The 12680-nt window shown below is 36.6% G+C and carries 13 protein-coding genes and 1 riboswitch; of the genes, 10 read left to right on the top strand and 3 right to left on the bottom strand.

The window, feature by feature from the left end:
- The first annotated feature begins 56 nt into the window (after positions 1-56).
- Positions 57-196: riboswitch (cyclic di-AMP (ydaO/yuaA leader) on the top strand.
- 90 nt (positions 197-286) lie between these two features.
- From SM124_RS14335 to SM124_RS14320, 4 genes are all read left to right on the top strand, one after another.
- A complete protein-coding gene (locus tag SM124_RS14335) occupies positions 287-943 on the top strand; it encodes a potassium channel family protein (protein ID WP_322447212.1) in 657 nt (218 codons plus the stop codon).
- A 5-nt stretch (positions 944-948) separates the two neighbouring features.
- Entirely contained in the window at positions 949-2295 is a 1347-nt protein-coding gene (locus SM124_RS14330; protein WP_322447211.1) for a TrkH family potassium uptake protein, read from the top strand.
- Between the two features lie 44 nt (positions 2296-2339).
- Positions 2340-2912, top strand: coding sequence for a sugar O-acetyltransferase (locus SM124_RS14325; protein ID WP_322447210.1), 573 nt, complete (start codon positions 2340-2342; stop codon positions 2910-2912).
- Positions 2913-3033: 121 nt separating this feature from the next.
- Positions 3034-3201: a hypothetical protein gene (locus tag SM124_RS14320; RefSeq protein ID WP_322447209.1), complete on the top strand. Its 168-nt coding sequence runs from the start codon at positions 3034-3036 to the stop codon at positions 3199-3201.
- Positions 3202-3294: 93 nt separating this feature from the next.
- On the opposite strand, the gene SM124_RS14315 is transcribed toward SM124_RS14320, so the two are convergent.
- Positions 3295-5016, bottom strand: coding sequence for a DUF2207 domain-containing protein (locus SM124_RS14315; protein WP_322447208.1), 1722 nt, complete (start codon positions 5014-5016; stop codon positions 3295-3297).
- A gap of 286 nt (positions 5017-5302) precedes the next feature.
- Complete coding sequence (locus tag SM124_RS14310; RefSeq protein ID WP_407691414.1) at positions 5303-5542, bottom strand: hypothetical protein; 240 nt, start codon at positions 5540-5542, stop codon at positions 5303-5305.
- Between the two features lie 201 nt (positions 5543-5743).
- Here SM124_RS14310 and SM124_RS14305 point away from each other — a divergent pair, with 201 nt between their 5' ends.
- The 6 genes from SM124_RS14305 (at position 5744) to SM124_RS14280 (ending at position 11774) form a co-directional block, all read left to right on the top strand.
- Positions 5744-6757 (top strand): C40 family peptidase, encoded by a 1014-nt coding sequence (locus SM124_RS14305; protein ID WP_322447206.1) that lies wholly within the window; start codon positions 5744-5746, stop codon positions 6755-6757.
- A gap of 32 nt (positions 6758-6789) precedes the next feature.
- A complete protein-coding gene (locus tag SM124_RS14300; RefSeq protein WP_322447205.1) occupies positions 6790-7719 on the top strand; it encodes an alpha/beta fold hydrolase in 930 nt (309 codons plus the stop codon).
- 227 nt (positions 7720-7946) lie between these two features.
- Positions 7947-8312: a DUF2750 domain-containing protein gene (locus tag SM124_RS14295; protein ID WP_322447204.1), complete on the top strand. Its 366-nt coding sequence runs from the start codon at positions 7947-7949 to the stop codon at positions 8310-8312.
- Positions 8313-8443: 131 nt separating this feature from the next.
- The gene (locus SM124_RS14290; protein ID WP_322447203.1) at positions 8444-9880 is read left to right on the top strand and encodes a glycoside hydrolase family 1 protein; all 1437 of its coding nucleotides are present in this window, start codon (positions 8444-8446) and stop codon (positions 9878-9880) included.
- 215 nt (positions 9881-10095) lie between these two features.
- The gene (locus SM124_RS14285) at positions 10096-10632 is read left to right on the top strand and encodes a PadR family transcriptional regulator (protein WP_322447202.1); all 537 of its coding nucleotides are present in this window, start codon (positions 10096-10098) and stop codon (positions 10630-10632) included.
- Positions 10633-10784: 152 nt separating this feature from the next.
- Positions 10785-11774: a quinone oxidoreductase family protein gene (locus tag SM124_RS14280; RefSeq protein WP_322447201.1), complete on the top strand. Its 990-nt coding sequence runs from the start codon at positions 10785-10787 to the stop codon at positions 11772-11774.
- 74 nt (positions 11775-11848) lie between these two features.
- Here the strand turns inward: SM124_RS14280 and SM124_RS14275 are convergent, their stop codons facing one another.
- Positions 11849-12547 carry a DUF2935 domain-containing protein gene (locus SM124_RS14275; protein ID WP_322447200.1) on the bottom strand — a complete coding sequence of 233 codons (699 nt, stop codon included), beginning with the start codon at positions 12545-12547 and terminating at the stop codon, positions 11849-11851.
- Between the last annotated feature and the right edge of the window lie 133 nt (positions 12548-12680).

Below are 12680 nucleotides of genomic sequence, written 5' to 3'. Positions count from 1 at the left end.
AAATCGAACAGGAGTAAATTAATCTGCATAACAAAAAAAACAAATAAATACCTAACACCTTTTAATCGCTGAATCAATTTTGAGCGGGGGAACCATTTTTGACTTTTTAGTCTTGGGGTGAGTCTTACTATGTAAGAGGGGATACTCTCAGTCCCTAATCCGACAGCTAACTCCGTAAGCGTTATTTGTATCTTTCTAAGAGAGAAGGGTCAAGGTTTAAACCTAGACCATTCTATTTTGTGATGGTCTTTTTTCTATGGTGTTAAGGGAAGAAGGAGAAAAAGAAATGAAGAAGCAATTTGCTGTCATTGGTTTAGGGCGTTTTGGAAGTAGTGTTTGTAAGGAGCTTTATCATTTAGGGCATGACGTACTGGCTATTGATAATGATGAGGTTAAGTTGAATGGTGTTTCAGATTATGCCACGCATCATGTGATTACGAATGCAACGGATGAAAGTGCTCTAAAATCATTAGGCATTAGAAATTTTGATTACGTTATTGTTGCGATTGGTGATCATATACAATCTAGCATTTTATGTACAATGCTGTTAAAGGAAATAGGGGTTAAAAAGGTTTGGGTCAAAGCACAAAATGATTATCATCATAAAGTGTTGGAAAAAATAGGGGCTGACCGAATTGTTCGTCCTGAGCATGATATGGGAATTAGGGTTGCTCATCATTTAGATTCTGAGAGAATTATAGATTATATCGAACTATCAGAGGATTATAGTATCGTAGAGTTAGTGGCAACTGAAAAAAATAACAAACAAACGCTCATCGAAATGGATGTAAGAGCTAAATTTGGTTGTACCGTTCTAGCCATAAAAAGAGGGAGCGACGTAAACATTTCTCCCTCACCAATGGATGAAATAGTAAGTGAAGATATTCTAGTCGTAATGGGTCATAAAAATGATTTGAAGCGATTTGAAGCAGAGGGGATGTAACAACCATGGGAAAATTCTTCTCCTTTACAAAATGGAAAGGAATGGTCATCCATTTAAGTCCACCACAAATTTTAGCAATAAGTTTTTTAGCTTTAATTTTAATTGGAACTGGATTACTTAAGATTCCCGCAGCTTCAAATGCATATATCACTTGGCTTGATGCTTTATTTACTGCTACTTCTGCCATTACTGTTACAGGTCTGGTTGTAGTGGATACGGGTATGGATTACTCTGTATTCGGTCAAATCGTGATCATGTGTCTCATTCAATTGGGCGGATTAGGGTTAATGACTTTTGCCGTTTTAATCGTAATGATGTTAGGGAAAAAGATAGGACTCCAACAACGAATTCTCATTCAAGAATCATTTAATCAAACGTCTTTAGGAGGACTTGTCCGATTAATAAAAGTACTTTTTATTTTCACTATTGCTCTAGAAAGTATTGCGTTTGTCATTTTATCTATTAGATGGGTACCTGAATTTGGTTGGATAGAGGGAATGTACCAAAGCTTATTTCATACCATTTCAGCCTACAATAATGCAGGGTTTTCATTATGGTCCGACGGCTTAACAGCATATGTAGGGGACCCAACCGTTAATATTGTCATTACTGGACTTTTTATAACGGGAGGAATCGGATTTACCGTTATTGCTGACCTTTGGTATAAAAAGAGCTTTAAAAAGCTAGCTCTTCATACAAAAATAATGATTGTTGGTACCTTTTTAATAAACATTTTTGCTTTTATCTTAATCTTTATTTTAGAGTATGCTAATCCTGCTACACTAGGAACATTACCTTTATCTGATAAACTGTGGGGGGCATATTTTCAAGCTGTTACTCCAAGAACGGCAGGATTTAATTCTATCGATATTGGATCTATGACTACACCATCTATATTACTGATGATTTTATTAATGTTTATTGGAGCAGGAAGTGCCTCTACAGGGAGTGGGATTAAAGTGACTACTTTCTTGGTAATGGTTTTTGCGACCGTTACGTTCTTAAGGGGGAGAAGTGAAACAGTCGTATTTAATCGTACCATTAAAACTCAAACCATCATTCGAGCGTTGGCGATAATCGTCATTAGTCTTCTAGCGGTTTTCGTTGTATTATTCACCCTTACCATTACAGAGGACCAACCATTTTTAGCTCTATTATTTGAGGTCGTTTCTGCATTTGGTACAGTAGGCTTATCCATGGGAATAACAGCAGATTTGACATCCATAGGAAAACAAGTGATTATTATCATGATGTTTATTGGCCGGATAGGACCATTAACGTTAGCCTTTAGCTTAGCTAAACCTAAAAAGTCTCCTATTCGTTACCCAGATGAAGAGATATTTACAGGATGATAATAGAAAATAGTGATTGCAGCTTCGTTTTTTAGGAGGTTTACATGAAAACTGAAAAGCAAAAAATGTTAGATGGCGAACTTTATGAGCCTTGGGACGCAGAATTAGTGAAAGAACGAGAGAGAGCAAGATATTTAACTCGTAAATTGAATCAAACTACAGAAATTCAATATGATGAACGGACACAATTGATTAAGGAGTTGTTTGGTTCCACTGGAGAAAAGGTATATATGGAACCGAATTTCAGGTGTGATTATGGCTACAATATTCATGTTGGTGAAAATTTCTTTGCCAATTTTGATTGTGTGATTTTAGATGTTTGTGAAGTTCGTTTTGGAGATCATTGTATGCTTGGCCCTGGGGTGCATATTTACACGGCTACTCACCCGGTAAATCCATACGAACGGATTAAAGGACCTGAATATGGTAAGCCGGTTACTATTGGACATCACGCATGGATTGGTGGAGGTGCTATTATTAATCCAGGTGTTACGATTGGTGATAATGTAATCGTAGCGTCAGGAGCAGTCGTCACAAAGGATGTTGCCTCTAATACCATAGTAGGTGGAAATCCAGCAAGAGTAATTAAAGAGATTGATCTTGAGGATAAAAGGTAGAAATACGTTTAATTTAGGGCTCTTTCAATAGGGAAGAGTCCTTTTTTTATGCAATAAAGAAGTGAAATTACTTAAAGAACATTAGGCTAATTATGTTAAACTTTTAAAAGGGGGGATACATTTGGATGCGGTTAGTGCTATTTTTAATCTTATCGTTGTTATATTAGTGATTTATGGTGTTTCAAGAATTGCCCATTATTTTAATGATACAAGGAAGAAGTTGAATGAGATAGATAAGAAGTTGGATGATTTGAAAGAGCTATATAACGGGGATAAAAGTAAGAAATAACGGTGTATCTGTACACATTGGTTGACGTTCAAATGCTCAGAAGAAATAACGCTCAGAAGTGAATCTGAGCGTTGTTTTGTTTATGGTTAACGATTAAAATGCACCAGATCCACCGCCACCGCCACCTGTTCCGCCACCAGACGAACTAGACGAAGATCCGCTAGTGGTTGACTGAGTAGTCTTGTGGGCAGAGTGAAAGCAGGTTGAGGCTGCAGGACCGATTGAATACAGTGGGCTATCATATACTGTTTGAGAGTGATTAAACCTGTTTGGTTCAGGTGGTTGGAGGGACTGAAGGAGTTCCTCGTTTTTCTTCATTAGTTTTTTATCTTTTGTTCCGACCCCATAGATAAAGGCACGCATTTGGTCATCCTTTGTCAGTGTCTCCCATTCCTTTGAGGAAACCTCTTGTATACGATCCTTCATTAACTCCCACTCATGAGTAAGCATCACCCCATGCAAAGATTTAGGCTTATAAGCAACTCCAAATATAAAATAGGTCACACCTAACACCAACGTAGCGAAGAACCAAGCAAATAATTCATATATAAGGAATAGAAAAGATAATGGTAGTAAAACCAGGCCAATAAGTATTAATGTCCATCGAAGACCTTTATTTGTTTCCCGTAACCCTAATTGTTTCACTTCATTTATTACAGCATGCTGCCATTTGAGAATCTTAGATTGATATTTTTCGTGATTCTTCTTTTTATTGGTATATGCCTTTACATCGTCAAAGCTAAATTCTTCACCAGAGCCAATTTCGTTAAACAAAAGCGAAAGGAGCATTCTCTCATGTTCGAGCATGTCGGCTGGAGTTTTTACTAATCGGAATTGAGTTTCACCTACTTTTGAAACATACCCCTTCCTAACCAAATCTAATAAAGCGGCAGCTGTTGCTTCAGGGGGAAGAAATCCTTTTGTAAAATAGATGCTTCCTGGTAAACTTAGTGTTTCTTCTGGCACAAAGAAGCTTTGAGGTGCTTTCCGTTCTACATCTAATTTTTTCATGCGCGCTCTCGTACGGGTGACTACGATTAGGATTAAGATGATTAGTGAGAAGAAAGGAATGATGATGAGAGCAATCAAGGAATACTTTTCTTTCGATTCAGCGGCAGCTTGGATCTCATCATAGATACTCTGTTTAGCTTGTAATATTTGATCTTTCATTGGTTTATCTGCGGAAATATTCGCATCTGGGAAAAGGATCACATCATAGGCAACACGAATATCCCCATTTTCTTCATAGGGAACCTCACCCATTTGAAAAATAACGGTCCCATCAGCCTTTATTTCCTCCGTTTCAAATGCTTCATCATAGCCAAATGCAATGACATCTTGTGTTTCTTTTGGAGGATGAATGGTAATGATCATATTTTCATAGGTGGATTCATTGCGATCGTCAAAAAAAGGCCAGTAAAACTCAGCCACATCTGAATAAACATCCACTCCATTTTTTATCGTATAAGAAAGCTTGACCGTAATGGTTTCATCTTCACCTTTACGATAAATTTTATACAAATGTTCATCTCTTTCCACCTTTAATTTTTTCCCGTTTTCCGTAGCTTCTAGTTTCCCGATACTCGAACCTTCCTTAGGGATAATTTCTCTTGTGATTCCGTTAAATTCACCATCAAAAGAATAGGTATGAGTTTCTTCTACCTCAACTAAACCATCTTCTTTTAAATAAGCATCGATCTTTACATCTGTTATCGAGAAATCAACAGCTAATCCTACACTTGGAAAAAGCAAAAATAACGCAAAAATCCCTAGAAAAATCGGTAAAAAGATTATTCGCGTACTCTTCATCTTCATTTCGAACACCTACCTTATAGAATTATTACGAAGGATATGGGTAAAAGGTTTCGTATCATTTCAAAGAAATAATACAGAATTTTTCTATAATATAGAATAATTTACTATTATTACTAGGAATTAGATGTTAAATTAGAGAAGAATTTGATTACATAATTAAATAATATGATTCCTTTTGTCGCAGTTATGTTAGAGCATAGATTTAAAAAGTTATATATGGAGTCAACTTGATATGTAATGATAAAGAAAAATAGAGCTTTGCAGATTAAGCAAAGCTCTACATCTTCTACCAATATGGATATGGATAAGGAGCGTAAGGATACCCGTAACCGAATCCAGGACCAGGGGCTAATAATGCACCTGTAGCTAATCCAGTTGCCAAGCCTAATCCGAAACCACCAAATCCACCAAATCCAAAGCCTGGGCGTCCAAAACCAAATCCATAACCAAAACCAGGACGTCCAAAACCAAAACCAGGTCGCCCAAAACCAAAACCAGGTCGGCCAAAGCCAAATCCCGGACGAATTCTTACATCTGCTGGATTAAAGTTCACATCAATCTTCCTTTCGTGTGTATATACACTAAAGAATATGCAAAATTGGGTGAATGTTCTTGGGTATCTGTCCCGAGTATTAAAATTTCTATGACAAATGCGGAGACTAGTAATCTCGTATGGTTTTGAAAGGGGACTTGGTCCGAAGTAGTTTTTTATCAAGGGGGATAAAATATGTTCCGAAAAATAATACCATTCTATTTAGTAACACTTGTTCTCATTCCATTGTTCTTTCCTTCTGTTTCTCAGGCATCTTCATCTAGTTGTTATAATATAAATCAAAATTCTAAAACATTGATCAATGTACCAGTGGCAAATATTTGGAAGGACACGAGTGCAAAAAGAACAATTGATCAAAACACTTTAACAAAAGTTGTGGATATGAAATCATGGACGAGTAAAATGTCAACCACGGAATTCCGTAAATGGTTAGTAGGTAAATTGGAGACTCAAGCTTTATACGGTTCAGAAGTAAAGGTGTTAAAAACGAGTGGTAGTTGGGTACAAGTGGCTGTTAAGGACCAGGGGACACCAAAGAATAAGTACGGATACCCAGGGTGGATGCCTAAATCACAGATTAGCAAACAAAAAGGTGATTTTACGGAATGTAATATAGCTAGTGTGAAAGCGAAAACGGCAAACTTATATGACGATAAGAGGAAAAAATTTTTAGAAGTTAGCTTTAATACAAGATTACCAGTTATTAAAGAAGAGAAGGCTTGGGTTCAAGTCATGATTCCCTCTAACAAACGAAAATGGATGAAAAAGAAAGATCTTCATCTTTACTCTTCTTTAGCAAACATCCCTAAACCTAAAGGAAATGATTTAGTTCAAACAGGAAAGACCTTTTTAGGACTACCTTATTTATGGGCGGGAATATCCGCATATGGGTTTGATTGTTCTGGTTTTACCTATAGCATTTATCAGTACCATGGGATAACGATTCCAAGGGATGCTGCTGACCAAGCCAAACAGGGGAAGTTTGTATATAAATCAAAGTTAAAGCCTGGGGACTTACTTTTCTTTGCTTATGAAAAAGGGAAAGGAAGGGTTCACCATGTGGGGATGTATGTCGGTAACGGAAAAATGATTCATTCCCCAAACTCAGGGAAGAACATTGAGATGGTTTCTATACATATTTCTCCTTTTAAAGAGGAATACGCGGGTGCACGTAGATATATAAAATAGACGGATATAAATATTAATTTTTGGAGGAAAGTATGCTTGTACCAACAGTCATAAGAAATATATTGGGGTTGATTGGGTTACCGTTTACTGCTTGGAATGTAACGATGGATAGAATCAACCGCGTGACTCCACCAGGTAAAATAGTGAAAACGAAACATTCAGATGTGCATGTAATGGTGACGGGAGATGGGCCTGTAACGGTTATTTTAGAGGCAGGGTTCAGTTCCATTTCAATAGATTGGTGTTATGTTCAACCAGAAATCTCAAAGGTTGCTAGAGTCATATCTTATGACCGTGGAAACTATGGGTGGAGTAGGACTGAAAGAAAAACAATGACTTCCCTAGATAGTGTGGAAGAAATAAGAGAAGTACTAGATAAACTGGATGTTAAACCACCTTTTGTTTTAGTTGGTCACTCCTTTGGCGGTTTATCGATGAGGCTATTTGCAAGTATGTATCCAGATGATGTCATTGGAGTTGTACTAGAAGATGCTGCTCATGAAAATCAATATATAGATTCAGAGGAGAATCAAAAGAGGAGACGTAATTTTAAAAGGCTTGTTACTTTCGGCTACCTTACATCCCTTGTAGGAATTCCAAGGATGTTACGACAAAGAATTGGTCGAAAGTTTTTGGCCAAGGAGTATGATGCCTCATTGAAATATATTGGATATACATTAGGGTCCTATCAATCGGCTTACATGGAGTATTTAGATTCGGTTACTTCTGCTAATCAATTAATGCAGGCTAAACCCCTACCTAAAGAAATGCCCGTTATCGTCATTAGTGCGAAAAATCAACCGGAAGAGTGGAAGAAAAATCAGCAAAACCTATCAAAACTTACTGAACAAACGGAACAAGTGGAAGTGGAAACAGGGCATTCAGTTCATTTGGAAAATCCTCAAATTGTGATTGATAGTATTTTAAAGATGGTAAGCTTAGTAAAGCAAACGAATCAGTGATTGATAGTCCTTAAGGATGGGTAAACTTAGTTAACAAATTGAATGCAACTCATATTAGAGGACGCACATTATTAAAATGGAGTCCTCTTTCTTTTTGTTCACATAGTAATACCCACTTTACTTCTTGGTAAAAGAAACTCAAGACTAAAATTGGTAAATAATTAGTATTAATGACTGATAAATTGTGGGTAGCTTAAGTGTGAATGAATAGTGGAGGAGTAGGTCAAATGGAGTTTGATTTAACGATAAATTCAACGAGGCGCTATGAGAATTTTGTTAAGAGAGTATTAAAAAGTAACTTAGTTTGGGGATTAGAAAGTGATGAGGGCTGGTGCATTTGTGAGTCAAATGAATTTGAAGACACAGAAGTGATGATATTTTGGTCAGACGAAGCCTATGCCAAACAGTGTGCTATTGAAGAATGGTCACATTATAGACCCAGTTCTATACCGTTAGAAGCGTTTATGAATGCTTGGTTAAACGGAATGGAAGAGGATGGGTTGCTAGTTGGGGTGAATTGGAATGCTAAGCTGATTGGATTAGAACTAGAACCGCTAGAGCTTCTTAAAGAATTACAAGGAACGGAGGATTAAACTATCGTTAGAGTAACCGTTGATAATGCGAGAGGCTTGAAGCAAACTAAAGAAATCAACCTTTGTAATTAAAAATGAATAATTAACTAAAGATATACCTATGCCGAGATTATGGATTTGGAGGTAATCAAGTGAGTGGTAATCGTTTTCCTAAAGGATTTTTATGGGGTGGAGCTACTGCTGCTAACCAGTTAGAAGGTGCCTATCGTGAAGGTGGAAAAGGCTTAAACGTACCTGATGTTTTACCAGGTGGGAAAATTCGTCATCAGCTTATTTCTGACCCTCATTTTGATTTAGAAATTAAAGAAGAGGTTTATACATACCCGAATCAAGAGGGCATTGACTTTTACCACCGGTACAAGGGGGACATTGCCCTTTTTGCGGAAATGGGATTTAAAGTGTACCGAATGTCTATCGCATGGTCACGTATTTTTCCAAATGGAGATGAAGAAACTCCAAATGAAGAGGGGTTAGCTTTCTACGACCGTGTTTTTGATGAATTGCACCAATATGGAATTGAACCTGTCGTTACCATTTCTCATTATGAAATGCCGTTGCACCTGGTAAAAGCATATGGTGGGTGGAGAAACCGAGAGCTCATTGCTCTCTTTGAGAGATATGCTAAGGTTGTTTTTACCCGTTATAAAAGTAAGGTTAAATACTGGATCACCTTTAATGAAATTAATAGTGGACTCGTTATGCCTATTTATGGACTCGGTTTTATGGTGGAAAAAGAAGAAGATAAATATCAGGCAACCTTTCAAGCTTTTCATCATCAATTTGTCGCTAGTGCACTAGCGGTAAAAGCTTGTCATGAAATTATTCCGGGCTCCAAAGTTGGTAATATGATTTTATATGTTCCGACCTATTCCTATGATGCGAATCCAGAAAATGTGTTGTTTGCATTAGAGGAAGAAAGATTGCTTAATTATTTTTGTGGAGATGTTCAAGTTAGAGGGGAATATCCGTCTTTCATTAAGCGTTATTTTAAGGAACATCATATTCAGCTTGATATTGAAAAAGGAGACCTGGAAATCATTAGAGAAGGTACGGTTGATTTTATTGGATTCAGTTATTATATGTCACGAACGGAGAAAAAAGATAAGTCATCTGAACAGGTGAGTGAAGGAAATATTGTGGGAGGGGTGAAAAATCCTTTTCTAGCGAGAAGCGACTGGGGGTGGGAAATTGACCCAATCGGACTTCGAATTTCGTTAAATCAACTGTATGACCGTTACCAAAAGCCTTTATTTATTGTTGAGAATGGTTTTGGGGCGTACGATAAAGTGGAGAAAGATGGTTCCATTCAGGATGATTATCGAATCGATTATATTCGCTCGCACATTCAAGCGATGGGCGAGGCTATTGAAGATGGTGTTGACTTAATGGGATACACCACTTGGGGATGCATTGATTTAGTGAGTAACTCAACAGGGGAAATGTCAAAACGATATGGCTTCATATATGTTGACAAGCATGACGATGGTAGTGGTACGCTTGAGCGGAAACGGAAAAAGTCATTTTTCTGGTATAAGGATGTTATTGCTACGAATGGGGAGAAGTTATAAAGCTAGGGAAAAGAACCAGTTTATTTGCTGGTTCTATTTCTGTACAAAAACCAGAGGGCATTATTAAAATCTGGTATATGACTAGATGTAACAATGTAGTCAAAGCTTGGTTCAAGTGGTAGTTCCTAAATCTTTAATTTAAATATATTTGAATTTTATAGTTTCCAAATGTATCATTAATGAATGAATTTAACATTAGTTAGGGGAATTATAAAATGTCGATATACTATGCTATTTTAGGGATGCTAACCCATAAAGATATGACAGGCTACGAGATTAAGACGGCTTTTGATTCAACGATAAAGTGTCTTTGGCCCTCGCACTTAAGTCAAATCTATCGTGAACTAGGTAAGCTCGAAAGTAAAGAGAGTGTTTCATCCTATATTGAACAACAAGATATTCGTCCGGATAAAAAAGTATATAGTATAACAGAATCAGGTAAAGAAGAATTTTTAGAATGGTTACATTCTACTCCTAAAAACAAAAATACAGTTATTAAAGATGAAGTAGGATTAAGAATGTTTTTTGGTAACCAGGTAAGCGGGAGGGAGTTAAAATTCCAGTTACAATCCTTTATAAAAGATAAGAGAGAAACCCTTACCTATTTAGATAGCGTAGTAAAGAATATAGAAGATGGACCATTTACAGATGAAAAAATGTATTGGTTATTTTCAGTTAGGAAATCAATCAAGACTATTTCAGCAGAGGTTGAATGGGCGGAAGAATGTATTCATGAATTAGAACATATGTAGCTTATCATAGAATAAGAGAGAGTCAGCAATCGAATGCAGGCTCTTTATTTTTTAAAAAATTGGAAAAAAAGGGTTGCTATCTCCAAATTAATGTATTATAAATTATATATAACATGTTATATATAATTTATTAATAAGGAGACTATTTAAATATGAAAATAGTAAAATATTATAATCATGGTGGACCAGAAGTTTTAGTTTTAGAGGAAGTACCCGTACCAATGCCAGGAACAGGTGAAGTAGTCATTAAAGTAAGCTATTTTTCTATCAATTACTCAGAGATTCAGCAAAGAAAGGGTATCTATCCAATTCCATCATCATTACCTGCAACGATGGGCCAATGGGGTGTAGTTACTGGTGAAATCGTTGATATAGGTGATGAAGTGGACTCACTGCTTCTGGGGGCAAATGTATTAACACAAGTCCCAAGCGGATCTTATGCAGAATATGTTGTTGTACCATCTTATTTATTAATTCCCTTACCTGCCGAGCTTGATAGTGTTCTGGCAACGGCCTTGCCAACTCAAGGTCAAACAGCATATCATGCACTGAAAACGGTAGGGAAACTAAGTAATAGCGAAACGGTAATGATCCATGCAGCAAGTGGAGGAGTGGGTAACATTGCAATCCAGATGGCCGAGGCGTTTGGAGCAAAAAAAATAATTGCTACAGCAAGTTCTCATGAAAAACTCGATGTTGCTTTATCATTAGGAGCTCATATAGCCATTAATTATAGTTCTCCTAACTGGAGTGATGAAGTTTTGGCACAGACAGGAGGTAAGGGGGTAGACTTGGTACTGAGTAGTGTCGGTGGAACCGTGTTAAGGGAAAGCACGAAGGTACTAAGCACGTTTGGTCGATTACTGTATTTTGGATCTTCCAGTTCAGAGAATCACCACTGGGATGACTTAAATTTAGTAAGTATATTATCAAATAAAACCTTTATCGGATTTAATATTGCCCACCTATTAACAAATCGCCCTGAACTTGTTAGAGAAGGCTTAGAAAGCATGTTTGGACTAATGATTGCGGGACAATTAAAGCCAAAAGTCAGTCAGATCTTTTCGTTAGATGAAGTAGGTCAAGCTCATGCCTTAATTGAATCAAGGAAAAATATCGGTACTGTGGTAATAAAACCATAACTACATGTAAACAGCTCCCTACCTATTAGAGAGGGAGCTGTTTGGCTTTAAATACAAGCAGTTTTTTCAAATCATTAGCCCATTGATGGAATAACACTCAAATAATATTGTGCCTCCCGTTTAATATGCTGAACAAAGAAGAGAGGAAGTTTATCTAGAATAGAATTTTGTGCTTCTAATATTTCTAGCTGATTAAGTGATTCTATAAATTCAACTACAAGCCTTTTCGTATCTTCTTGAAATTTTAATAATGCCGGGAATTCAGTTAATCCTATCCTCATTATTCCTTTAAGCTCAATAGCAAATACATATTGCTTTTCAAATAAATCTGCGTAATGAAGATATTTTGTCACAAGGGAGCGTTCTAAACTATCAAGTGCACCTTGGATAGTAAAAGCGTCACCAGATAAGACCAACAACCATGTCAAATGTGATGCTAAAGGAGATGGATCTATCTTTTCAGAAGCAAACCGTAGGGCCATGTTACTTTCTGTAATAAGATGACTTAAAAATGTTGGAGTTAATAAAATTTTTAAACCAGTAGTCACTTGCTTTCTCAGTAACTGAATAAGGAACTGTTGAAAAGAATTTACATCACGGATAAATAAATGTATATCCATCGTTTTTTTATCATCGATATACTTTTGAAATAGTTGAAAATACTGCCTTGCTTTCGTTTGAGCCTCATGCTCCATGGGTGAAAGAGTATCATATAGGATGACTGTATGCTCATACATATTTATTTTCCAAAAACTTAATGAATTTGGCTTCATTGTGATCCTCCATAACATCTGATTTATAAAAATGATATGAATGACTACAATATATCAGTACACAGGTTATAGAACATTTGAACAGCGTAATGGATTCGCAACCATTAGATTTTGCAGAAGAAAGAGAAAATGG

The sequence above is a fragment of the Robertmurraya mangrovi genome, from assembly GCF_034427655.1.
Classification (GTDB): Bacteria; Bacillota; Bacilli; order Bacillales; family Cytobacillaceae; genus Robertmurraya_A; species Robertmurraya_A mangrovi.
Note: the sequence above shows the minus strand (reverse complement) of the source record. Positions and strands in the feature narration are given on the sequence as shown.